General features: G+C 67.7%; 25 protein-coding genes and 1 tRNA gene. 10 read left to right on the top strand and 16 right to left on the bottom strand.

Annotated features, from left to right (window positions below; all coding sequences use genetic code 11):
- Window positions 1–53 precede the first annotated feature (53 nt).
- Entirely contained in the window at window positions 54–542 is a 489-nt protein-coding gene (locus tag LI334_RS06610; RefSeq protein ID WP_227259603.1) for a DUF7523 family protein, read from the bottom strand.
- A 100-nt stretch (window positions 543–642) separates the two neighbouring features.
- Here LI334_RS06610 and LI334_RS06605 point away from each other — a divergent pair, with 100 nt between their 5' ends.
- Together LI334_RS06605 and LI334_RS06600 are read left to right on the top strand one after the other, a co-directional pair.
- A complete protein-coding gene (locus LI334_RS06605; protein WP_227259602.1) occupies window positions 643–1,521 on the top strand; it encodes a CbiX/SirB N-terminal domain-containing protein in 879 nt (292 codons plus the stop codon).
- Complete coding sequence (locus LI334_RS06600; RefSeq protein WP_227259601.1) at window positions 1,521–2,591, top strand: DR2241 family protein; 1,071 nt, start codon at window positions 1,521–1,523, stop codon at window positions 2,589–2,591. The genes LI334_RS06605 and LI334_RS06600 overlap by 1 nt, the downstream gene beginning before the upstream one ends.
- Here the strand turns inward: LI334_RS06600 and LI334_RS06595 are convergent.
- The 4 genes from LI334_RS06595 to LI334_RS06580 are packed head-to-tail and all read right to left on the bottom strand — an operon-like array spanning window position 2,588 to window position 5,870.
- A complete protein-coding gene (locus LI334_RS06595; RefSeq protein WP_227259600.1) occupies window positions 2,588–3,139 on the bottom strand; it encodes a DUF7524 family protein in 552 nt (183 codons plus the stop codon). The two genes, LI334_RS06600 and LI334_RS06595, sit on opposite strands and share 4 nt — an antisense overlap.
- A gap of 31 nt (window positions 3,140–3,170) precedes the next feature.
- On the bottom strand, window positions 3,171–3,359 hold the full coding sequence (locus tag LI334_RS06590) for a methytransferase partner Trm112 (RefSeq protein WP_227259599.1): 189 nt from the start codon (window positions 3,357–3,359) through the stop codon (window positions 3,171–3,173).
- A gap of 42 nt (window positions 3,360–3,401) precedes the next feature.
- Entirely contained in the window at window positions 3,402–4,448 is a 1,047-nt protein-coding gene (locus LI334_RS06585) for a lysylphosphatidylglycerol synthase transmembrane domain-containing protein (protein WP_227259598.1), read from the bottom strand.
- A 42-nt stretch (window positions 4,449–4,490) separates the two neighbouring features.
- Complete coding sequence (locus LI334_RS06580; RefSeq protein WP_227259597.1) at window positions 4,491–5,870, bottom strand: adenylosuccinate synthase; 1,380 nt, start codon at window positions 5,868–5,870, stop codon at window positions 4,491–4,493.
- Between the two features lie 231 nt (window positions 5,871–6,101).
- Between LI334_RS06580 and LI334_RS06575 the strand changes: the two genes are divergently transcribed.
- Entirely contained in the window at window positions 6,102–6,404 is a 303-nt protein-coding gene (locus tag LI334_RS06575; protein WP_227259596.1) for a hypothetical protein, read from the top strand.
- Here the strand turns inward: LI334_RS06575 and LI334_RS06570 are convergent.
- Window positions 6,401–8,539, bottom strand: a complete 2,139-nt coding sequence (locus LI334_RS06570) for a DUF7527 domain-containing protein (protein WP_227259595.1) — start codon at window positions 8,537–8,539, stop codon at window positions 6,401–6,403. The genes LI334_RS06575 and LI334_RS06570 overlap by 4 nt on opposite strands.
- An 87-nt stretch (window positions 8,540–8,626) precedes the next feature.
- Here LI334_RS06570 and LI334_RS06565 point away from each other — a divergent pair, with 87 nt between their 5' ends.
- Complete coding sequence (locus tag LI334_RS06565) at window positions 8,627–9,502, top strand: 3-hydroxyacyl-CoA dehydrogenase family protein (RefSeq protein ID WP_227259594.1); 876 nt, start codon at window positions 8,627–8,629, stop codon at window positions 9,500–9,502.
- A 117-nt stretch (window positions 9,503–9,619) separates the two neighbouring features.
- Here LI334_RS06565 and LI334_RS06560 read toward each other — a convergent pair.
- The 4 genes from LI334_RS06560 to LI334_RS06545 all read right to left on the bottom strand — a co-directional run bounded on the left by LI334_RS06560 (window position 9,620) and on the right by LI334_RS06545 (window position 11,621).
- A tRNA-Trp gene (locus tag LI334_RS06560) sits at window positions 9,620–9,796 on the bottom strand.
- Window positions 9,797–9,839: 43 nt separating this feature from the next.
- Window positions 9,840–10,499, bottom strand: coding sequence for an adenine nucleotide alpha hydrolase (locus LI334_RS06555; protein ID WP_227259593.1), 660 nt, complete (start codon window positions 10,497–10,499; stop codon window positions 9,840–9,842).
- The gene (locus LI334_RS06550) at window positions 10,496–10,723 is read right to left on the bottom strand and encodes a DUF5795 family protein (protein ID WP_227259592.1); all 228 of its coding nucleotides are present in this window, start codon (window positions 10,721–10,723) and stop codon (window positions 10,496–10,498) included. Before LI334_RS06550 ends, LI334_RS06555 begins: the two co-directional genes overlap by 4 nt.
- Window positions 10,724–10,760: 37 nt before the next feature.
- Window positions 10,761–11,621 (bottom strand): DUF5794 domain-containing protein, encoded by an 861-nt coding sequence (locus LI334_RS06545; protein ID WP_227259591.1) that lies wholly within the window; start codon window positions 11,619–11,621, stop codon window positions 10,761–10,763.
- 438 nt (window positions 11,622–12,059) lie between these two features.
- Here LI334_RS06545 and guaB point away from each other — a divergent pair, with 438 nt between their 5' ends.
- Window positions 12,060–13,553, top strand: coding sequence for an IMP dehydrogenase (gene guaB / locus LI334_RS06540; RefSeq protein WP_227259590.1), 1,494 nt, complete (start codon window positions 12,060–12,062; stop codon window positions 13,551–13,553).
- 150 nt (window positions 13,554–13,703) lie between these two features.
- On the opposite strand, the gene LI334_RS06535 is transcribed toward guaB, so the two are convergent.
- From LI334_RS06535 to LI334_RS06525, 3 genes are all read right to left on the bottom strand, one after another.
- The gene (locus LI334_RS06535) at window positions 13,704–13,946 is read right to left on the bottom strand and encodes a hypothetical protein (protein WP_227259589.1); all 243 of its coding nucleotides are present in this window, start codon (window positions 13,944–13,946) and stop codon (window positions 13,704–13,706) included.
- 100 nt (window positions 13,947–14,046) lie between these two features.
- The gene (locus LI334_RS06530; RefSeq protein ID WP_145847636.1) at window positions 14,047–14,706 is read right to left on the bottom strand and encodes an HAD family hydrolase; all 660 of its coding nucleotides are present in this window, start codon (window positions 14,704–14,706) and stop codon (window positions 14,047–14,049) included.
- 33 nt (window positions 14,707–14,739) lie between these two features.
- Window positions 14,740–15,114, bottom strand: a complete 375-nt coding sequence (locus tag LI334_RS06525) for a hypothetical protein (protein ID WP_227259588.1) — start codon at window positions 15,112–15,114, stop codon at window positions 14,740–14,742.
- A gap of 126 nt (window positions 15,115–15,240) precedes the next feature.
- On the opposite strand from LI334_RS06525, the gene LI334_RS06520 reads away from it, so the two are divergent.
- The 5 genes from LI334_RS06520 (at window position 15,241) to dpsA (LI334_RS06500) (ending at window position 18,082) form a co-directional block, all read left to right on the top strand.
- Window positions 15,241–15,852, top strand: coding sequence for a class I SAM-dependent methyltransferase (locus LI334_RS06520; RefSeq protein WP_227259587.1), 612 nt, complete (start codon window positions 15,241–15,243; stop codon window positions 15,850–15,852).
- Window positions 15,853–16,005: 153 nt separating this feature from the next.
- Window positions 16,006–16,245: a hypothetical protein gene (locus tag LI334_RS06515; RefSeq protein ID WP_227259586.1), complete on the top strand. Its 240-nt coding sequence runs from the start codon at window positions 16,006–16,008 to the stop codon at window positions 16,243–16,245.
- 171 nt (window positions 16,246–16,416) lie between these two features.
- Window positions 16,417–16,953 carry a DNA starvation/stationary phase protection protein DpsA gene (gene dpsA, locus LI334_RS06510; RefSeq protein ID WP_227259585.1) on the top strand — a complete coding sequence of 179 codons (537 nt, stop codon included), beginning with the start codon at window positions 16,417–16,419 and terminating at the stop codon, window positions 16,951–16,953.
- Between the two features lie 2 nt (window positions 16,954–16,955).
- A complete protein-coding gene (dpsA, locus tag LI334_RS06505) occupies window positions 16,956–17,528 on the top strand; it encodes a DNA starvation/stationary phase protection protein DpsA (protein WP_227259584.1) in 573 nt (190 codons plus the stop codon).
- A complete protein-coding gene (gene dpsA, locus LI334_RS06500) occupies window positions 17,525–18,082 on the top strand; it encodes a DNA starvation/stationary phase protection protein DpsA (protein WP_227259583.1) in 558 nt (185 codons plus the stop codon). The genes dpsA (LI334_RS06505) and dpsA (LI334_RS06500) overlap by 4 nt, the downstream gene beginning before the upstream one ends.
- 8 nt (window positions 18,083–18,090) lie before the next feature.
- Here the strand turns inward: dpsA (LI334_RS06500) and LI334_RS06495 are convergent, their stop codons facing one another.
- From LI334_RS06495 to LI334_RS06485, 3 genes are read right to left on the bottom strand one after another with little or no spacing between them, the layout of a single operon-like run.
- Complete coding sequence (locus tag LI334_RS06495; RefSeq protein WP_227259582.1) at window positions 18,091–18,282, bottom strand: hypothetical protein; 192 nt, start codon at window positions 18,280–18,282, stop codon at window positions 18,091–18,093.
- A gap of 52 nt (window positions 18,283–18,334) precedes the next feature.
- Window positions 18,335–19,588 carry an ABC transporter substrate-binding protein gene (locus LI334_RS06490; RefSeq protein ID WP_227259581.1) on the bottom strand — a complete coding sequence of 418 codons (1,254 nt, stop codon included), beginning with the start codon at window positions 19,586–19,588 and terminating at the stop codon, window positions 18,335–18,337.
- The gene (locus tag LI334_RS06485) at window positions 19,588–20,808 is read right to left on the bottom strand and encodes an ABC transporter substrate-binding protein (protein WP_227259580.1); all 1,221 of its coding nucleotides are present in this window, start codon (window positions 20,806–20,808) and stop codon (window positions 19,588–19,590) included. Before LI334_RS06485 ends, LI334_RS06490 begins: the two co-directional genes overlap by 1 nt.
- Window positions 20,809–20,820 lie beyond the last annotated feature (12 nt).

Below are 20,820 nucleotides of genomic sequence, written 5' to 3'. Positions count from 1 at the left end.
GGGGGCCGTACGCCGCCCCCGTTCTTAAATCACCGAATACGCGTCAGGCGTTGTCAGGAGTCCACGCGTTCGAGGGCGGCGAGCGCGTCTTCCACCGCCCGCAAGGCGGTCGCGCCGTCCCGACGTTCGACCACGACGACGAGCGAGCCGTCGGCGTACCCGGCGGCCTCGGGCGCGATACCGGCGGCGTCGAGGCGGGCGAGTACTGTCGCCGTCGCTCGCGCATCCACGCCGCCGCCGGTCGCGACGACGCCCGTCAGCGACCCCGCGCCGGACGCGTACGCGGTGTCGTTCACCGCGAGCATCCCGGTGTCGCTCTCGCCGAGGCCGCTCTCCATCCGCACCGTCGCGTCCGCCGCCTCGGTCGTGTGCGTGAGGTCGGCGGCGTACCGGCGGAGCGCGGTCGCCACCGCGTCCTGTTCCCCCTCGATGTCGAGCAGGCGGGCGGCGGCGGCGTAGTTCACCACGCCCGCCGCGAGCGCCGTCCGGAGGAACGGACGGGCGTCCACCGCAGTCCGGGTTCGTTCCGCGAGCGAAGGCATCGCCCGAGGGGAGTCACGGCGCGACGAAAAGCCTTCCCGTGTTCCGGGAACGCTCGATGGTTGCGAAGTCACTAAGACCGACGCGTTCCTTCATCCACACATGAGTCAGGCGCTCGTCATCGTCGGTCACGGCTCGCACCTGAACCCGGGGTCGAGCGAACCCGCGTTCACGCACGCGGACACGATTCGCGCGACCGGAGCGTTCGACGAGGTCAGGGAGGCGTTCTGGAAGGAGGAACCCTCGTTCCGGGAGGTGTTGCGGACGCTCGAATCAGAGGAGGTGTTCGTCGTGCCGCTGTTCGTGAGCGAGGGCTACTTCACGGAGCAAGTGATTCCGCGCGAGCTCCGCCTGGAGGAGTGGAGCGTGGAGGACTGGGAGTCCGACGGGACGGACGCCGACCACGTCACGCTCGACGCGACGGACGTGGGGAAGACGATTCACTACTGCGGGCCGGTCGGGACGCACGATTCGATGAGCGACGTCATCGTTCAGCGCGCGAAGTCGGTCACGGGCGACGACGACGTGGGCGAGGGGTTCGGTCTCGCGGTCGTCGGGCACGGCACGGAGCGTAACGAGAACTCGGCGAAGGCCATCTACTATCACGCCGACCGAATCCGCGAGCGCGGGCGGTTCGACGAGGTGCAGGCGGTGTTCATGGACGAAGACCCCGAGGTGGACGACGTGACGGAGTTCTTCGACGCGCCCGACATCGTCGTCGTCCCGCTGTTCGTCGCTGACGGCTTCCACACGCAGGAGGACATCCCGGAGGACATGGGCATCACCGAGGACTACCGAACCGGCTGGGAGGTTCCGGAGACCGTGGACGGCCACCGCATCTGGTACGCGGGCGCGGTCGGCACGGAACCCCTGGTCGCTGACGTGATTCTGGAGCGCGCGGGCGACGCGGGCGCGGCCGTCGAGCAGGCCATCGCGGAGGTTCGCGAGGAGACCGGCGGCGTGAACGCGGTGAGCGACTAGTGAGCGAGACCGTGCAGGTCGCGGCGCTCATCGACGCCGCCACCGACGGCGTCGAATTCGACGGTCTCCACGTCGAGGACACGACGTACGGCTATCGGTTCGAGACGCCCGCGGAGAGCCACCGCGGCCTCTCGACGGACGAACTCGGCGACGCCGCGACGGGCAACGAGTACGTCGCGAACTGGTACTACTGGCAGCACGAGGTCGCGGGCGACGGCACGCCCCGCCGGGCGTTCCTCCGGTGGGTGGAGCACGCGAACGGCGACGACACCGTGCCCGAGCGCCTCGACGCGCTCCGCACTGAGGGCCTCACTCGGGAGTGGGGCGAACTCCTCGTCACCGCGCGCATCCGCGACGGCGAGCACGTCTACGAGGTCTGCCATCACGAGGACGCGGGGGAGGACGACCTCGAATCCTACACCGACCCGCTGGACGCCCGACAGCTCGTGAAGCACGACGACGACGGGAAGTACCGCCCGCTCTCGACCGCGCCGAGCCTGCCGCACGGCTGGGTGTTCACGGGCCTCAGCGGCGAGGAGTTGGTGCGGACGGTGGACTTCGTCTACCCGGCGACGGTGGCGAACTGGCACCGCGAACGGGAGGGCGAGTTGGACGTGACGCACTACCGGGAGGCCGCGGAGCGCCAGTCCGGCATCTACGAGATTGTGAGCCAGCTCACGCCCGAACAGCTGGAGTGGGCGACCGAGGCGTGTTGCGTGGACTCGCAGTGCCTGAAGCGCCGGGAGTGGGAGTACGACGAGGACACCGAAATCGACACTCCCGGGGGTGAGGGCGCGTTCCCGTGCCGGGAGCCGTGTTCGCTGTTCGTCGCGGCGGCGCGGAAGTTCGTCACGCTCGAACGCGACGAGGAGCGCGAGTACACGTTCGAACTCACGCCGACGGAGAAAGAACAGGTCGAGGACATCATCGGCGCGGTCGCGGACGTCCGCACGGACGAGATACGGGAGGCGGACGTGAACGACGGCGCGAACCGGTATCGGGCGCGCTACCTCCGCGCGAAGCAGATGGACGACCGCGGCCTGTCGGGAACGCCGACGTACGACGACTAGGTGGCGCGCAGGAGGAAGCCCGCCATCGCGAGGCCGCCGACGAGCGCGACGCCCGCGACGAACAGCGCGACGACGCCGGTGAGGAAGACGAGCGCGAGCGCGGCGGACAGCACGCCCGTCGCGGCGACGACGCCGGGAACGACGAGCGTTTCGGGGGACGCGTCCGGCTCCCGGCTCGGTTTGTGCGCGAGGTCTTCGCCGACGGCGACGCCCTCGCTCGTCTCCGACGGTTCCTCGATTCTGACGGGCACCTCGACGGACTCGGAGCCGTAGCCAGTGAAGACGGTGAGCGTGCCGGAGACGGGCCGCGGGCCGTCGAGAATCTCGATGTCCACGATGGTCGTGGCGTTCCGGTCGACGTAGTGGTTGGTGTCGTCGAGCGCGGCGACCCGGCGGAGGGCGTCGTCCAGGCGGACGTGGACGTGCGCGGGCGACCCGTCGTTGTCGAGCACGAGCGAGAACGACCCCGTGGTCTCGAAGTCGCTTGCGTCGGCGCTCACGGAGTGCGGGCCGTCGGCGTTCACGCGTACCGTGAGAGTGTCGGCCACACGCTCGCTTCGTGGCCCGAGGGAAAAAGCTCTAGGCTGCTTCCCGCATGTCCGGCGGGAGGAGGTTCGGGATGCCGTCCTCGATGGGGTAGGCTTCGCCGCACTCGGTGCACGTGAGCGTGCCCGAGACGATGTCGTCGTCCTCCTCCTCGTCGATGTCGAGTTCGAGGTCGTGTTTGTCGAGCGGACAGCAGACGATGTCCAGGAGGTCTTCCTTCATACGCGAGTGGTGGGGAGCGCCCGGCAAAAGCGTGCGGGTTCCCTATTCGCGGAGGACGCTGACGGGGCTGGGGGCGTCGAGCGTGGTGAGGTAGAGCGCGGAGAGGCCGCCGACGAGGACGGTGGTGCCGTAGTCGGCGGCGCGGAAGAGGAGGGCGGCGACGACGACGGGGCCCGCCGGGTGCGGGGTGAGCGCGAGGATGAGTGCGGTGATGGCGGAGTCCACGACGCCGATGCCTCCCGGGGTGCCGATGACGGCGGTGAGGCCGGCGATGGGAACGACGAAGAGGAGCGTGGGGTAGGCGACGGGGACGCCGACCGCGCGCAGGCAGAGGTAGAGCGGGAGGACGTAGAGCGCCCAGCCGAGGTGGCTGAACGCGAGCGCCGACGCGAGCGTGCGCGGGTTCTCGCGGAGGGTGTGTGCGACCTCGTTCGCGCGCTCGACGCGCTCCGCGACGCGTTCGGCGGAGGCGGCGTCACGGACACGACTGGAGACGCGGCCGACGGTGGCGCGCACGGCGCGTGCGAGGGCGTGCGCGACGGGGCCGATGGCGTCGAATCGAACGATGAGGACGTAGGCGGCGACGAGCGCGGCGAGCATGCCGGCGATGGCGACGACGGCGACGAACCCGACGCCGTGCAGGCTGCTGTGGCCGACGGTGAGGACGAACGCGAGGCCGAACGTGGCGAGCGTGGCGGACGCGACGTTGTTCGCGAACTCGGTGGTGGAGATGGCGACGAGCGGGCGTTCGAACTCGCCGGAGCCGTACCGGGAGAGGACGTAGGAGACGATGCCGATGCCGCCGACGTGGCCGCCGGGGAGGACGGCGCGCCCGAACAACCCGGAGAAGTAGGCGGTGTGGAACCCGACGCCGTCGAGGCGGCCGCCGACGGTGTCGAACAGGCGGCGCGCGACTTGCGCCCACGCGAGGAGCGACCCGACGGACGCGACGACGGCGAGCGCGTACAGCGGTTTGTTCGCTCGTTCGAGCCCGTTCGCGAACGCGTTCCAGCCGACTGCGTTCACGAGTAACGCGAGCGTTGCGACTGCGATGCTGATTCCGAGCGCGGCCCTGACCCCCCGTCGCATACACGAGGCGTGGGGTCGGGGGTTCAGAAAAGTATGGGCCGACTACTGGAAGGGGTCGTGGCGGACGACGGTTTCCTCGCGGCCGGGGCCGACGCCGATGGCGTACGCGGGCGCGCCGAGTTCCTCCTCGACGTACTCGACGTAGGTCTGAGCGTTCGCGGGAAGGGCGTCGTAGCCCTCGCTCGCGACGGTCTCCCAGTCGACCTCGGGCCAGCCGTCGAACGTCTCGTAGACGGGCTCGCAGCGCGCCCACTCCTCGGTCGTGGCGGGCATCGTCTCCAGCACGTCGCCGTCGAGTTCGTAGGCGTGCCCGACCGCGACTTCGTCCAGGCCGGCGAGCACGTCGAGGTGGTTGAGGACGAAGCCCGTGAAGCCGTTCGCGCGCGCGGCGTGCCGGAGCATCGGCATGTCGAGCCAGGCGACGCGGCGCGGGCGGCCGGTGACGGTGCCGTACTCGCCGCCCTCCTCGCGGATGTAGGTCGCGAGTTCCTCGTTTTCGCCCGCGCCCTGTTCGTCGTAGCCGGGCGTGTCGCCCTCGACGCCGCCGAGTTCGGTGGGCATCGGGCCGCTCCCGACCCGGGTGAGGTAGCTCTTGACGATGCCCACGACTTCGCCTGTCCCGACGACGCCGGGGCTGAGGCCGGTGCCGGTCGCCGCGCCGCCCGCGGTGGGGTTGGAGGACGTGACGTAGGGGTAGTTGCCGTGGTCGATGTCGATGATGGTGCCCTGCGCGCCCTCCATCATCACGTTCTCGCCGTCGTCGATGGCGCTCGCGAGGAACTCGCCCGCGTTCACGGCCATGTCGTTCTCCGCGAGGCGCTCGCCGACCGCGGTGTACTCGTCGTGGAGCGCGTCCACGTCGAACGCGTCGGGGTCGTCGAGGTCGGTTACGTCGAGGCCGTAGACGTTCTCGACGATGGCGCGCTTCTGGGGGACGACGTATTCGAGGCGGTCGCGGAGCACGTCGGGGTCGAGGAGGTCGCCGACGCGGACGCCGCGGCGGCCGGCCTTGTCCTCGTAGGTCGGGCCGATGCCGCGGCCCGTGGTGCCGACTTCCTGGTCGTCCTCGCTCTTCGCTTCCTCCTCGATGCCGTCGAGGACGCGGTGGTAGGGGAGGATGACGTGCGCGCGCTTGGCGACGCGAACGTCGGGGTCGAGGCCGCGCTCGCGGAGCGCGTCGAGTTCGTCGAACAGCGTGCGGGGGTTGACGACGCAGCCGTTCCCGAGGACGCCGGTCTTCCCGCGGACGGCACCGGACGGGACGAGCGAGAGCTTGTACTCGTCGCCCTCGTGGACGACGGTGTGGCCTGCGTTGTCGCCGCCCTGGTAGCGCGCGACGACGTCGACGGCGTCGCCGAAGATGTCGACGACGCCGCCCTTCCCTTCGTCGCCCAGTTGGGCGCCGACGATGGTGACGGTCATGGTCGAACAGTTCCGCGCCCCGGGTAAACAGATTACGGATTCGACGCCGAAAATGCGCACGTTCGTGCCGGACTGAATCCGTGACGGCGTAGTTGTGCGCACGTCCTACCAACGCCACGCGGAGCGCCCAAAACGGTTATACTGGGGCGTATCGAAGCGTTCGAATTGAGAGAGGGCGGGCGTTCGCGGAGAGTAACCTTTAAACTCCGCAAAGACAAGTTAACAAATGCCATGATAGACCGCCTTGAGAAGGAAGTCGACATGCTCGAACGCCACCTCCAAGTCCTCCGGATGGTTCTCGAACGCGAACCCATCGGCATCGTGAAGATGTCGAACGAGACCGGCTACCCCCACCACAAGGTGCGGTACAGCCTTCGCGTGCTCGAAGAGGAAGACCTCATCGAGGCGTCCAGCCAGGGCGCGATTACCACCGAGCGGACGGAGGAGTTCGTCGAGGAACTCGACGACAAAGTGGACGAAATCATCGGGAAGCTCGAATCGATGAAAATCGACACCGAGGAAGCCGAAGTTTAGAGTTCGGGAACCGTCACGTGGAACGTCTCGTTTCTGTCCTCGACCAGACAGAGGTGGAAGCCCGACTTCCGAGCGACTTTGACGTAACTCTCCTTGTCACTGCGTGAGAGGAACCCGCCGCCGTCCGTCGCGTCCTTCGCCGCCTCCAGGGCGTCCGGTTCGAAGAAGGACGCGGTGACGTAGAACGCGCCGCCGAGCGTGTCCTGCGCGTCCGCGACGACTTCTGCGTTCTCCACGAGACCGGTCATCTCGTCGCCCGTCACGGGGTCGCGTTCGGGGTTGAGTTCGGCGACCAGCAGGGGGTTGCCCATGCGGTCGCGGAGCACCACGTCGAACGTCGAGCGCAGTTCCTCGCCCTCCTCGTCCCGGACGGAGATGGTGCCGTCGAGTTCGGCGCGGTCGATGTCGGGAAGCGCGTCGAACACGTCCGCCAGGCCATTCGTTCGGCCGGTGTCGAGGAGTTCGTAGGGGAGGTCGCGGACGACCCAGGAGACGAACCGGTAGGCGGCCGTGCCTTCGAGGAAGTCGTCGAAGGGGTCGCCGTTCACGGTCGTCTCGCTGGCGTCGAACTGCGTGTGGTGTTCGAGCCGCAGGTTCGCGTTCACGGCCTCCGCGCTCGCGTCGCCGTTCGCGACGGCGTCCAGGGTCGGGTCGGCCTTCGACCCGTATCGGACGAAGAGGTTCGTGCCGGCGAGCGCCTCCGCGGGCGTCCGGTCGGACGGCGCGGCGTCCTCGGTCGCGCTCGCGTTCGCGGTTTCGGCGCGTTCGCGCGCGGTTTCGAGGTCGGCGCGCAGTTCCTCGATTTCGTTCCGGAGCGCGTCGCGTTCGTCGCGGAGTTCCGCGACTTCCGTCCGGAGTTCCTCCGCCTCGCTCTCGGCGTCCGCCGCGCGCGATTCGAGTTCCTCGATGCGTTCCTCGCGCGCCGCGACCGCCTCCTTCAGCGTCGCCACCTGCTCGGACGACGCCGACGCGGACTGCCGGTTCGACTGGGAGCGCCGCGCGACCGTCTGCTGTGCCGCCTTCCGCTCGGTGCGCTGGGACGCGGTCGCGCCCGACGACGCGCCCGAACTCGGCCGTGACGCCGCTTTCTCCGGGTCGAGGGAGGGAACGGTCGTCGTCTCCCGCCACTCGGCCTCCTCCGAGAACACGCCGTCCTCCGCGGCGGTGTCGTCCACCGCGCGCGCCGACGGCGACTCCGCCACGCCCTCGGACTCCGGGCGCTCCGGTGACGGCCGCTCCGCCGGCGGGTCGCGCTCCCTGTCCGCGGTCTGCTCGGGCTCGGACGCCGCGTCCGCGTCGGCCGACGCCTCCGCGCTCGCGTCCGCTTCAGCCTCCGAAATCGCCGGTTCGTCGGCGGTCGGCTCGTCGGCGGTCGCGTCCGCAGTCGGTTCCTCCGGCGTCTTCACCGCGCGCTCCGCGGACGCGTCAGGCTCGACCGCCGCGTCGTCCGTATCGGCGTCCTGGACTGGGTTCTCGGGTTCGTCCGCGGCGTCCACGTCCGCCGCGGCGTCGGGCGTCGGCTCGGCGGTCTCCGTCTCGTCCGCCGCTCCGCCGGCGACCGCGACGTCAGACTCGTCTTCCGGTTCGGGTTCCGCGGGTTCGGGCACGTCGGTCACGTCGATATCGACCTTCACGACCTCGTAGAGCCCGACCTCGTCGTCCGCGCGCTCGAACGCCTCGTCGCCGGTGACGAGCTCCTCGCTCGACCCGACGAACGCCGCGCTCAGCGACCGGCCGCCGTAGTAGGCCGTGTAGTAGTCGCCGGAGAGCACGTTCTCGGAGAGTTCGACGTAGCCCGTGAACCCCGCGTCCGCGAGCGTCGCGTCCGTCTCCGAGAGCGGCGTGTCGTTCGTGTAGTAGGTCGCCTGCGTCTCCCCGCCGCGTTCCTGCATCGCGAACAACAGCGGCAGCGAGAGATGCGGTGCCTCGTAGACGTCCAGCGAGGCGTCCTCGACGTCCTCGATACTCCCCTCGAACACCCCCACGACGCGGCCGTTCAACATGAACAGCCACGTGTCGTCCGCCACGACGGCACCCGAGAACTCTCGGTCAGCGAGCCCGTGCAGGCCGCGGTAGCCGTCGGTGACGGACACCGACTCCCACGACCGCACGCGCTCGACCGTACGTGAATCCATACACGAGAGCGAGGAAGCCGCGACGTATAAAATCTCGCTCTCCCCGGAACCGAACGGCTTTCGTGACCGTCGCCCGCACTCCACGCCATGCACGTAACGGTCGTCGGCGCGGGACAGATGGGGAGCGGAATCGCACAGGTATCGGCGATGGCGGGCCACGACGTGGTCGTCCGCGACATCGACGCAGACCGCGTCGAAGCCGGCATCGACGGCATCGAGGACACGCTCGCGGAGGGCGTCGAACGCGGGAAAGTCAGCGAGAGCGAGCGGGACGCCGCGCTCGCCCGCATCGACGGCATCGTCGACCTCGACGACGCCGTCGCGGACGCCGACCTCGTCGTCGAAGCCGTCCCGGAGGACATGGAACTCAAGCAGGACGTGTTCACGGACATCGAGTCCGCCGCGCCCGCGGACGCCGTCCTCGGCTCCAACACGTCCAGCCTCCCCGTCACCGAACTCGCGAGCGCCCTCGACGACCCCAGCCGCGCCATCGGCCTCCACTTCTTCAACCCCCCACACCTGATGAACCTCGTGGAAGTCGTCGTCGCGGAGCAGACAAGCGAGGACATCGAGGCGTTCGCCACCGACTACGTCGAGGACATCGGGAAGGAAGCCGTCGTCGTCCGCGACACCCCCGGGTTCGCCACCTCCCGCCTCGGCGTCGCGCTCGGCCTCGAAGCCGCCCGCATGGTCGAAGAAGGCGTCGCCAGCCCCGGCGACATCGACGCCGGCATGCGCGAGGGCTACAACCACCCCATGGGCCCCCTCGAACTCACCGACCTCGTCGGCCTCGACGTCCGCCTCGACATCGCCGAAAGCCTCCGCGACGAACTCGGCGAACGCTTCAAACCCCCGCAGATACTCAAACGCAAAGTCCGGGCCGGCGACCTCGGCAAGAAGACCGGCACCGGCTTCTACGAATACGACGAGAACGGCGACAAAACCGGGCCCGCCGACTACTGAACTCGCGAACGACACCGAACCAGTCTCGACGCAAAACTCGCGGAAGTATCGAATCCGCCCACCTACGACGGAGCGGCGTCGCCACTACTCTGAGAAGTTATCAGTGAATTGGAAGAATGGGGCCGGAGGGATTTGAACCCCCGATCGACTGATATCTCCGGTGCGCCTCGGAACTCCAGAGGGTCGTCGTCGCGAGCCGATGATCAGTCGGTCGCTCGGTATACCAGTCTGGAATTTCGTCCCGGGCGCGTGGCCTCTGGAGTCAGTCGCCATGCCTGGCTTGGCCACAGCCCCGTGCACTCGTTCGTTGGAGGATTCTAAGTAAATGGGTTTCGATTCAGGTGAGGTCGAGGTAGTGGTGGGTGGTGTCGTCGAGGGTGCGGGTGACGGTGTCGCCGTGGGCGATGTCGAGGGCGTGCTGGAAGTGGGGGCCGTCGTGGACGAAGGTGTGGAATTCGCCGTTTTCGCCGCAGGGGTCGACGCCATCTGGGAGGTCGTCGAGGAGGCTGTGGTCGTAGGTGCGGCCGAGGAAGTCGGGGCCGAGGTCGTCGGTGACGCAGACGACGGTGGCGCGGTAGCCGAGGTCGATGAATTCGCGGGCGAGGGCGTTCGTGGGTTCGCCCCAGAGCGGCCAGCGGCCGGCGAGCGGTGTGCTGGCGAGGAGGCGTTCGCGGTAGTCGCGGATGTCTTCGAGGTAGAGGTCGGCGTACGCGACTTCGGTGACGCCGCGTTCCGCGTAGTCGTCGAGGAGGTCGCGAATGGTGGCTTCGTAGGTGTCGTTGTCGGCGTCCGTGGGGATGTCGACGCGGCGGAGGTCGAAGCCGAGCGCGTCGGCTTGGTCGCGAATCAGTCGCCAGCGGACGCCGTGCATGCTGGTGCGGTCGGTCTCCCGGCTGCCGGTGGTGTAGAGTTCGACCGGCGGGTCGCCGGCTTCGATGAGTCGGTGGAGGGCGAGCGTCGCGTCCTTGCCGCCGCTCCACGCGAGCACCCCGGTCACGCGTCGGTGCGTTCGCGCCAGTCGCAGTCCTGGCACTTGTAGCCGGTGACGAGCTCGGTGACGGAGGGCATGTAGGTGACGGAGATGACGTCGCCGCCGCAGTCGGGGCAGTCGCGGTCGGCGTCTTCGATGGCTTCGGCTTCCATCACGGAGTCGCCTTCGACGAGTTCGGCGAGTTTCTTCGGGGTGACCATGCGGCCTTGGACGACGCGGTTCTCGGACATACTCGGGGGGAGCGCGCGGAGCGCCCTAAGGCCTCCGTTACAGCCAGGGCGCGCGTTCCTCGCCGGCGTCTTCTCCGGGGTAGGCGCGGCCGGACTCCTCGTCGTCGTCGCCGCCGTCCGTGGCGGCGGGCTGGCTCGCGGACGCGTCGCCGTGCGCGAGTTCGTCGGCGGCGTCGGGGTCGATGGCGAGCACGCCGGCGACGGCGAAGACGACGATTGGGGCTTCCGGGGGGATGGTCGCGGGGACGAACAGGCTGAGCGCGAGCGTCGCGAGCGCGACCGCGGAGCCGAACCGGAAGCGGTCGATGTCGATGAGGCGGTAGAGGTAGGGCTGGGCGAACACGACGCCGAGCGCGAACAGGACGGCGACCAGTCCGGCGGCGGCGGCGTGCAGCATGAGCGTGGGGTTCGTTTGGACGGAGAGCGTCACGTCGCCGAGGCTGACGGCGGCGACGAATCCGAGGCCGACGATGACGCCGGGGCTGGGGAGGTACTCGCCGATGGTGGCGCTCGCGGTCTTCGCGGCGATGGCGAGGATGACGAGGCCGGCGAACCGCTCGAAGACGTGGATGTTGAGCAGGCTCTCGATGGTCGGTGCGAGCGCGGCTTCGACGACGGCGAGCGCGACGAGCGGGACGCCGACGGTGAGAACGGCGCGCGCTTGCTTCCGAACGTCGGTTTCGAGTTCGGCGAGGATGACGGCGACGGTGGCGCTCCCGCCGAAGACGAGCAGGCCGACCTGGAGGACGCCCGTCCACGTGTCGAGCGCGCCCGCGAGCACGAGCGCGGGGAAGATGCCGTCGACGAGCGGGAGGAGCATCACAGTCGCGAGGAGGCGGGTCGCGCCGCCGACCTGCCGCTCCAGGCGGAGCGCGATTGGGTGGCGTGAGCTACTCATCAGGGATGATGGCCGTGACCGGGGGCCGTCCGGTGGTAGCGGGGACGCGACGACCGCGACGCGCCGTCTCGACCGGCGGGCTGCCAGTCGAATTTCGATCCCGTTGTCCCGAATTTCGCGCACACGAGTGTCTGGATGCCGGAGGGGAGGGCGTGGTTGCCGGCGGTGCGCGCGATGCTGGGACTGTGGGAGTCCATACGTCCGGGTATTCGAGACGAACGCATAAGTATTGTGTGAGAAACGCCGACACGCGCCGATGATAGTTTCGCGCTTTTTTAAACTATGGCGTGGGTTCGTGGGCCGGAAATCCCATATTCCGACAATCGTTCACTCTCGCGGCTGTTGCGGGCGCGTCAACGCCGACCGGGCGTGTGGCACTGTGGTGCACATCGTCGGGCGTCTCGGAACGCTTTTCCCCCACGAACGTGTGCGATTTACATGGCGCGAGACGATTCCAGCGACGGACATTTCTCCGAGAAACTCCAGGTACCGGAAGCGCTGACCTTCGACGACGTCCTTCTCCGCCCGAAGGAGAGCCGCGTCGAACCCGATGAGGCCGACGTCTCCACGCGCGTCTCCAAGAACGTGGAACTCAACGCGCCCGTGCTCTCCGCGGCGATGGACACCGTCACCGAGAGCGACCTCGCCATCGCGCTCGCCCGCGAGGGCGGCCTCGGCGTCCTCCACCAGAACATGGACGCGGAGGAGATGGCGGCCGAAATCGAGCGCGTGAAGCGCGCGGACGAACTCGTCATCCGCCGCGAGGACGTGGTCACCGCGCGCCCCGAACAGACCATCAGTGACGTGGACGCGATGATGGCGCACGAGGGCGTGAGCGGCGCACCCGTCGTGGACGACGACGACGAAGTCCTCGGCATCATCTCGAACACGGACATCCGGCCCTACCTCGGCGTGAACGAGGACGACCTCGTGGAGGAGGCGATGACCGACGAAGTCATCACCGCCGGTCCCGACGTCGAGGCGCGCGAGGCGCTCGACCTGATGTACGACCACAAGGTCGAACGCATCCCCATCGTCGAGGACGGCAAACTCGACGGGCTCGTCACGATGCAGAGCATCCTCGAACGCCGCGAGCACGACGACGCCGCGCGCGACGAGAACGGCGAACTCGTCGTCGGCGTCGCCGTCGGACCGTTCGACGTGGAGCGCGCGGAAACCGCCGACGAGGCTGGCGCGGACGTCGTCTTCATCGACTGCGCGCACGCGCACAACCTCAACGTCATCGACTCTGCCCGCGAGATTCGCGAGACCATCGACGCGGACGTGGTCGTCGGAAACGTCGGGACGAAGGAGGCCGCCGAGGAAGTCGTGGACTTCGCGGACGGCATCAAGGTCGGTATCGGCCCCGGTTCCATCTGTACGACGCGCGTCGTCACGGGCGCGGGAATGCCCCAGATTACCGCCGTCGCGGAGGTCGCGGACGTGGCCGCCGAGTACGACGTGCCCGTCATCGCGGACGGCGGCATCCGGTACTCCGGCGACGCCGCGAAGGCCATCGCCGCGGGCGCGGATGCGGTGATGCTCGGCTCCTACTTCGCCGGCACGGACGAAGCCCCCGGTCGCGTCATCACCGTGGACGGCAAGAAGTACAAGCAGTACCGCGGAATGGGGTCGGTCGGCGCGATGCAGTCCGGCGGCGGCGAGCGCTACCTCAAGGAAGAACAGGAGGACGAGGAGTTCGTCCCCGAGGGCGTCGAGGCCGCCACGCCCTACAAGGGCAGTGTCGCGTCCGAACTCCACCAGCTCGTCGGCGGTATCCAGTCCGGCATGGGGTACGTCGGCGCGGAGACCATCCCGGCTTACAAGGAGCGCGCGGAGTTCGTGCGGGTCTCCCAGGCCGGACAGACCGAGGGCCACCCGCACGACGTGATGATTACGGACGAAGCGCCGAACTACAGCCCGCAGAACTAACTCGTCTGACAGCGCGGACTGCAGAACCCTGCGTTCGCGGCGTTCGAGTCCGGGTACGCTTTGAACTCGCCACCACACGTGTCGCACTCGTAGGTATCGAAGTCCGACATATCCCGGGGTATCGCCGCGAGTCAAAAAACCGTTGTGGCGTTACTCGCGACTCGGCACTAACCGCGACTCCGTGCGGACGTATTCGTGGAACGCCTCCCGCGCCGCCCGCGAGTCCTGAACCTCAATGAGCGTGCTGAGGACGCTGCGTTCGTCTTCTTCGGGCTCGGGGTCGTAGCGATCAGTGAGTATCTTCGCCTCGTACTGTCCGCCCTTCTTCACGATGAATACTCCATCCGTCTTCTCCCCGAGCGTCCAGCGGCCGGCGCGTTGTGTTACAGACACGGTTTCTCACCCGAACGTTCCTGACATTCGTCCCCACCACCATATATCTTTGGCGCGTGGTAACTATTAGCACAACGGGGGCGAAAAAGGGGGGCGACCGTCAGGGCGCGCAGATGTCGTGCAGGTCGTCCAGCCCGTCGATGTCGTGGGTCGGCTCCACGTTCAGGTACCAGTCCTCGCGGTGCGGCCGCCGGATGAACGCCGAGTCGATGCCGGCGTTGTTCGCCGCGTGGATGTCGGACTCATTGTCCCCGACGAACAGCGCGTTCGTCGTCCCCAAGTCCTCCAGCGCGCGATGCAGGTAGTAGGGGTTCGGCTTCCGGCGACGCAGGCTCTCCAGCGTCGGCTCGCGGCCGTACACCGCGCCGAACCGGTCGGAGACGCCGTAGTGGTCGAGCACGAACTCGACGGTCGCCTGCTGGTTCGAACTCACGACCCCGTAATCGAGGTCGAGGTCGTCCAACACGTGCAGGTCGTCGTAGAGGGTCTTGCGGCCCTCGTGGACTTCGGTGCGTTGCGCGAGCGTTCCCGCCCGGTCGCGAATCTCCCAGAGTTGGTGGGGGTTCAGGTCGTACGCGTTACAGATCTCATCGATGTCCGAGGGGTCGACGCCCGCGGCCATCGTCTCGATGTGTTCGGGGTCGGGGTCGGTCACACCGAACTGCTTGAAGGTGGTTTCCGCGGCTTCGCGCAGCACGTTGTAACTCGTCCGACCGACGAGAACCCCGTCGTTGTCGAACACGACGGCGTCGTAGCTCATATCAGGGCTTGGGACTCAGCGCGTATAAGGGTTTCATCGCTCGTGGAGTTTCGCCTCGCACTCCGCGACGAACCCGACGAGGCTCCGCGCGGCGTCCACGTCGAGCGACACCAGCACGCCCGCGTTCTCGCCGTCCGGGACGTGGAGGAGCACGCCCTCCTCGTGGATTTCCATCGTCGCCGTCGTCCCACCGAACCGCTCGTACTCCTCCTCGGACACCCACGCTCGCGTCCCCCGCACTCGCTCCACGAGCTCCGGGAGGAGCGTGTGTAGCTCGCGCGTCGCCAAGTCCTCGCGGACGTGAATCGGCTCCCACCCGTCGGCGTCGTACCGGAACGCCGTGCGGTAGGCGTCGCCCGCCCGGTCGCGGAGGTACCTGTCGAGTTTTGCGTGCCGAGGTTCGGACATAACCCAGCGTACGTCGATACGTAACTTTTCTCTTCGCATCCCCTGCGAAAAGTGCCCGCAAGCCGATAGAACCCGACTGGGAGCCGAGTCGCGGGGTATAAACGACGGACGGCCGTCTACCGGTGTATGCACCCGGACGACGTTCGCGAGGACTGGGCGGAGCGCTCCGGGGAGTTCTCGCCGGAGTACTACGCGCACCTCGGCCCGAACGACGTGAGCGAGACGCTCGCCGACGCGTTCAGTCACTACCTGGCGGACGACGCCGCGATTCTCGAACTCGGTTGCGGGTCGGGCCGCCACCTCGCGCACCTCCGCGAGCAGGGGTTCGAGAACCTCCACGGCATCGACATCAACGCCGAGTCGTTCGACGTGATGGCCGAGCACTTCCCGCGCCTCCACGACGCCGGAACGTTCCACGCGGGCGCGCTCGAAGACGTCCTCCCCGAGTTCGAGGATGGCGAGTTCGACGCGGTGTACAGCGTGGAGACCCTCCAGCACGTCCACCCCGAGGACGACTGGGTGTTCGAGGAGGTCGTGCGCGTGACGGACGACCTGCTCGCCACCGCCGAGAACGAGGGGAACAACCCGACCGCGGGCGACCAGGACGTGAGTTACGTGAACGACGACTTCCCGCTCTACCACCGCGACTGGAAGCGCGTGTTCTCCGACCGCGGGGCGGCGCAACTCCTCTGCGAACCGACGTCCCGCGACACGATTCGCGTGTTTCGCGCCCTCTGAACGACCGTACCGACGCCCCAGCGGAATAGTTCTATTTCTGACCAAATACTAATACGGGTGTCCGTGATGGCCTAGACCGGAGTCGCACGAGAGTGCGCTATCACCATGGAGTGTTATCGCTGCGGACGCGCAGCCGACTACGACCGGATCGCCGTGGGGCGGCGATCCGGGACGGTGGCGGGGAGTCTCTGCCTCGACTGCGAGGACGAGTGGCTGACCCCGGAGACGGTCACGTCGATGGCGACCTGTTTCGCGTGCGACGAACCCGCCGACCTCCTCTTTCCGAAGTGGGACTCCATCGTCGAGAGCGACGACGGCTCCGGTCCGGTCGAGACCGAGTACAAGATCTGTCTCACCACGCCGGCCGCCTGCCACTACTGCATCCAGCGGTAGTCCGTTCTCCGCGTCGAAACCCGACTCCGTGAGACGTGTTCTCTCTCTGTCTGGTAGTTCACGGCACGCCCCCGATTTTACATTTTCGGGAAACCTAAATTCGGTGTGCCGAAAAAATAGTTCTTCTTGGGGAAAACAGTTAAGTCGGTTCCGCACGTGTGTACGAACGCAATGAGCACTCAGGAAACCGTTCGTCGAGCAGCCGGAACCGTCGAGGAGAACGCCGTCCGCATCGAGACCGCGAAGGCCGAGCAGATAATCGAAGCGCTGAACGTCGACCTCGCCGCGACGTACGTCCTCTACCACCAGCTCCGCAAGCACCACTGGAACGTCGAGGGCGCGGAGTTCAACGACCTCCACGAGTTCCTCGGCGAGCGCGCGGAGGAAGCGGAGGACGCCGCGGACGAACTCGCCGAACGCGCGCAGGCGCTCGGCGGCGTCCCCGTCAGCGGCCCCGCGAACCTCGAAGCCCACGCGCCCGTCGAGTTCGAGGGCGAGGACGTCTACGACATCCGCACCTCGCTCGAACACGACCGCGAGATGTACGGCGACATCATCGAGACCGTGCGCGAACACGTCGGCCTCGCGGAAGACCTGGAGGACTACGCGACCAGCGAACTCCTCCGTGGCATCCTCGAAGACCTCGAAGACGCCGCGCACGAGGTCGACCACTACCTCGAAGACGACACGCTCGTCCGCACGAACTAACGATGTCGAACCCGCAAACGGGTCGTCTCGTCCAGCCGCTCGACGGCGCGACCGTCCAGCAGGAGTGGGGGACGGTCGAGGAGAACCCGCTCCGCCTCGACCGCGACGACGCGGCGCACGTCGTGGAAGCGTTGAACGCCGACCACGCCGGCGCGTTCAACCTCTTCTACCTCCTGCGCAAGCACTACTGGATGGCCGCCGGCGCGGAACACGAACAGGTCGCGGACGTGCTCGAAGACGGCTACGAGCGGGCGCGCGACCTGAACGACGCCCTCGCGGAACGCATCACCGAACTCGGCGGCGTCCCGGCGAGCACACCGCCCCAGATTCAGGAGTGCTCGCCCGTGCACCTGGAGGCCGAACACCGCTTCGACCTCCGCGCGTCCCTCGACGGCGACCTGGAGGCGTACGCGACGCTCGCCGCGAGCATGCGCGACCACGTGACGCTCGCGAAGGACGTGGGCGACGAGGCGACCGTCGAACTCCTGCAGGACGAACTGGAAGCCCTCGAAGCGGAGGCGCACGAGGTCGAGGAACTGCTCGCGGACGACACGCTCGTGGAGGTGTCGCGATGAGCGCGCCCCACCTCCGGCACCCCGGCGAGGACGCGCTCCGCCAGGAGTGGGGGACGGTCGGGGAGAACGCGCTCCGCCTCGACACCGCCGCGACCGAGCGGCTGGTGGACGCCCTGAACGACGACCTCTCCGGGCTGTACATCCTGTTCAACCAACTCCGCAAGCAGTACTGGACGCTCCGCGGCCGGGATGTCGGCCAGGTCGTGGAGTTCCTCGAAGACGCGGCCGACCGGCTCGCGGAACTGACGGACGAACTCGCCATCCGCGTCGTCGCGCTCGGCGGCGTGCCCGTGAACGGCCCGAAGGGTATCCGGGAGCACGCGCCGCTCCGCATCGAGGCGGGCGACGTGTACGACCTCCGGTCGTCGCTCTCGAACGACCTCGACGGGTACGCGACGCTCGCGGTGCAGTTCCGCGACCACATCACGCTCGCGGACGACCTGGGTGACGAAGCGACGTCGGACGTGTTGCGCGACCACATCGAGACTATCGAGGCGGACGCGCACGACATCGAGAAGTTCCTCGCGGACGACACGCTCGTCCGCCAGCCGTAACCCGGTTTTTAGCGGTAGTCGCTGAGTTCGACGGCACTGTCGGTGGCGAGCCAGCGGTCGCCGTTCCCGGGTTCGACGAACACGCGGCGGCCGGCGCTGATTTCGCGACAGTTCAGGGTCGGCCGCGCGTCCGCGTCACCCTCCACGGGGTCGGCGCGGGCGTCGGCGCGGTTCTGCGTCGCGCGGCGTGTGTCAGGCATTACCCCGGTTTAGGCAACCCTAAAGCAAAAAGCGTTCGGGTTTCCGCCGACCCTACGCGGCGTCGCCCGTGACGATGGCCGCGACCTCGTCGCGGTCGAACAACCGCTCGTCTTCGGGAATCTCGGGATAGCGCTCGCCGTCGCCGTAGCCCGGCCACGCGCCGAACTGGTCGGGATAGAGTTGCTTGGCGGTCATCTCCAACTGGAAGAGGTTCATCACGGGCCCCTGCATGCCGTGCCCGGACGGGTAGTAGCGGCCGTCGCGGAACGCCGGCACCTCCGCCGCGAGCGGGTCGTTCAACACCTCCTCCCGGGCCTGAATGAAGGTGTCCCCGAGCGCCGTCCCCCAGTACCGGAGGACGACAGCGGGTTCGGCCTCGATGAGTCCCTCGTAGTCGTACGCGCCGTCCGACCCGGGGCCGCCCTCGGTGGTCGTGAACGCGTTCGTCGCGCCGAACGGCCGGACGTGATTCCACAGGTAGCCGTCCTGCGTGAAGTCGTACGGCCAGAACGTCCCGCCGGAGTACGCGACGATGGCGAGCGACGGCCGCTCCTCGGCGGGCGGAAGCCCGCGCTCGATGGTCGCGACGAGGTCGTCCCGAACGGCCTTGAGCGCCGCGTACCGCTCGCGTTCCTGGAGGACGTCCGCGAGTTTCCCGATGTACTCCCAGAGCGTGTAGTGCTCGTAGTCGCCCTCGCACGCCGGCGGGGTCGCGTTCGTCCGGCTGTAGTAGTTCCCGAACCAGGGGCCGACGTCGGTCGCGATCGCCTCGATGTCGGCCTCGCTCCACCCGAAGGAGCTACTGCGGAGGAGACACGGGTCGAAGAAGTGCACGTCGTTGTCGAGCTCGTAGAACAGCTCGGTGTCGAGCGTCCCGGGTTCGCCGCTCGGCGTCACCCGCCCGAGGGACTCCCACTCGAAGGAGACGCCGTCGAGGGCGTCGTAGTAGTAGTCCACGGTGTTCCCGAACAGCTGTTTGTCGTACCCGATGCCGGTGATAGCGTCCCCGTGCCCGAGCGCGATGGTCGCACCCGCCGATATCGGATAGTAGGGGAGGACGCGCTCAGGCACCGCGTCGAACTCGACCTCGCCCACGGGAGCCATCGTCACCGAGTACGACGAATCCGCCGTCGTCGTCTCCGTGTCGTCGGTCGTCCCGTCGGTCGTTCCGGTCGTCGGTTCAGGTGTCGCGTCGTCGCTCGAACAGCCGGCGAGCAGGCCGCCGGTCGCGAGCGCGCCGCCGTACTTCACGTAGTCCCGCCGGGTCGGTGCGTCGTATCGCGTCGTGTCGCTCGTGTCAGTCATTATTCGAAGTCTCCGTTGATGATGTCCGCAACGCGCTGGCGGTCGAACAGCTGTTCAGACGTATCGAAGTCGGGATACGGGCCCCCGTCGTAGTCCGGCCACTCCCCGAACTGCTCGGGATAGAGTTCTTTCGCGACCATCTCCAACTGGAAGAGGTTCATGATCGGCCCGCCGTATCGGGCGCTGAGCGGATAGACGCGGTCGTTTGTCACCGCTTGAATCTCCCGTGCGACCGGGTCGCTGTGGAAGGTTTCCTTCACTGTCCGCCACTCCTCGCTCCGCGCGAAAGCGTTCTCGACGAGAATGACGTCCGGGTCGGCTTCCAGGAGCGCCTCCAGGTCGATTGTGGTCGCCTCCGGGATATCGGAGAAGACGTCCGTGACCCCGAACGGACGCGTGTGCGACCGGATGAACCCCGGGCCGTTCATGTGGAACGTCCAGATAGTATCCAGCTCCGGGGCCGTCATAATCCGCGCCGTTCGCGGCCGCTCACCGCTGGCCGGGATGCTGGAACTGATCGTCGAATCGAGCCCGGATTTAACGTCAGCGAGCGCGCTGTATCGTTCCTCCTCCTGGAAGACCCGCGCTACGTTGTTGAATATCTCCCAGAGCGTGTAGTACTGATACCGATCCGCCCAGTCGTCCGGTGGCTGGGTGTGGTTCCGACTGAGCGCGTTTCCGAACCACGGCGCGATCTCCGTCCGGACTTCCTCGACGTCCGCGGTATCCCAGGCGTCCATCGTCGAGACGTACGCCGGGTCAGCCAGGTGGATGTCGCTATCGAGCTCGTAGAGGGTTTCCTTGTCCGGGTTCCAGGAGTTGTAGAGACCCGACCAGTCGACTGACACGCCGTCGAGCCGTTCGAGAATCTTCTCGTAGTTCCCCTCGAAGTTCGACGGGCTGTACATGGCGTTGAGCGCGTCGCCGTGCCCGAGCGCGACGACCATGTCCGTGTGATGGACGAGAATGGTGAACACACTCTCCGGCGGTTGCTCGAACGCTACCTCTCCCGCCGGTGCCATCGTCACCGAGTAGCGCTCGTCTTCCGACGTGGTGGTATCCGTCGCAGTTACCGGGTCGTCGGTGGTCGTGTGTGTCGACGGGGACTCCGAATCCGACTGCCCGCTACAGCCGGCGAGCAGGCCGCCACCGACAATCGCGCCGCCGTACTTCAAGTAGTCTCGCCGGGTTCGTTCGGTGTGTATGTCGTCGCCGGACATAGTTTTAGGCTA

Source organism: Salarchaeum japonicum, assembly GCF_020614395.1.
Classification (GTDB): domain Archaea; phylum Halobacteriota; class Halobacteria; order Halobacteriales; family Halobacteriaceae; genus Salarchaeum; species Salarchaeum japonicum.
This window is presented reverse-complemented; position numbering and strand designations above follow the sequence as displayed.

Excerpts from the sequence above, each read along its gene's own strand:
- LI334_RS06610 (WP_227259603.1), bottom strand. The coding sequence starts at position 542 with ATGCCTTCGCTCGCGGAACGAACCCGGACTGCGGTGGACGCCCGTCCG.
- LI334_RS06605 (WP_227259602.1), top strand. The coding sequence starts at position 643 with ATGAGTCAGGCGCTCGTCATCGTCGGTCACGGCTCGCACCTGAACCCG.
- LI334_RS06590 (WP_227259599.1), bottom strand. The coding sequence starts at position 3,359 with ATGAAGGAAGACCTCCTGGACATCGTCTGCTGTCCGCTCGACAAACAC.
- LI334_RS06585 (WP_227259598.1), bottom strand. The coding sequence starts at position 4,448 with ATGCGACGGGGGGTCAGGGCCGCGCTCGGAATCAGCATCGCAGTCGCA.
- LI334_RS06580 (WP_227259597.1), bottom strand. The coding sequence starts at position 5,870 with ATGACCGTCACCATCGTCGGCGCCCAACTGGGCGACGAAGGGAAGGGC.
- LI334_RS06575 (WP_227259596.1), top strand. The coding sequence starts at position 6,102 with ATGATAGACCGCCTTGAGAAGGAAGTCGACATGCTCGAACGCCACCTC.
- LI334_RS06570 (WP_227259595.1), bottom strand. The coding sequence starts at position 8,539 with ATGGATTCACGTACGGTCGAGCGCGTGCGGTCGTGGGAGTCGGTGTCC.
- LI334_RS06565 (WP_227259594.1), top strand. The coding sequence starts at position 8,627 with ATGCACGTAACGGTCGTCGGCGCGGGACAGATGGGGAGCGGAATCGCA.
- LI334_RS06550 (WP_227259592.1), bottom strand. The coding sequence starts at position 10,723 with ATGTCCGAGAACCGCGTCGTCCAAGGCCGCATGGTCACCCCGAAGAAA.
- LI334_RS06545 (WP_227259591.1), bottom strand. The coding sequence starts at position 11,621 with ATGAGTAGCTCACGCCACCCAATCGCGCTCCGCCTGGAGCGGCAGGTC.
- guaB (WP_227259590.1), top strand. The coding sequence starts at position 12,060 with ATGGCGCGAGACGATTCCAGCGACGGACATTTCTCCGAGAAACTCCAG.
- LI334_RS06530 (WP_145847636.1), bottom strand. The coding sequence starts at position 14,706 with ATGAGCTACGACGCCGTCGTGTTCGACAACGACGGGGTTCTCGTCGGT.
- LI334_RS06525 (WP_227259588.1), bottom strand. The coding sequence starts at position 15,114 with ATGTCCGAACCTCGGCACGCAAAACTCGACAGGTACCTCCGCGACCGG.
- LI334_RS06520 (WP_227259587.1), top strand. The coding sequence starts at position 15,241 with ATGCACCCGGACGACGTTCGCGAGGACTGGGCGGAGCGCTCCGGGGAG.
- dpsA (WP_227259585.1), top strand. The coding sequence starts at position 16,417 with ATGAGCACTCAGGAAACCGTTCGTCGAGCAGCCGGAACCGTCGAGGAG.
- dpsA (WP_227259584.1), top strand. The coding sequence starts at position 16,956 with ATGTCGAACCCGCAAACGGGTCGTCTCGTCCAGCCGCTCGACGGCGCG.
- dpsA (WP_227259583.1), top strand. The coding sequence starts at position 17,525 with ATGAGCGCGCCCCACCTCCGGCACCCCGGCGAGGACGCGCTCCGCCAG.
- LI334_RS06495 (WP_227259582.1), bottom strand. The coding sequence starts at position 18,282 with ATGCCTGACACACGCCGCGCGACGCAGAACCGCGCCGACGCCCGCGCC.
- LI334_RS06490 (WP_227259581.1), bottom strand. The coding sequence starts at position 19,588 with ATGACTGACACGAGCGACACGACGCGATACGACGCACCGACCCGGCGG.
- LI334_RS06485 (WP_227259580.1), bottom strand. The coding sequence starts at position 20,808 with ATGTCCGGCGACGACATACACACCGAACGAACCCGGCGAGACTACTTG.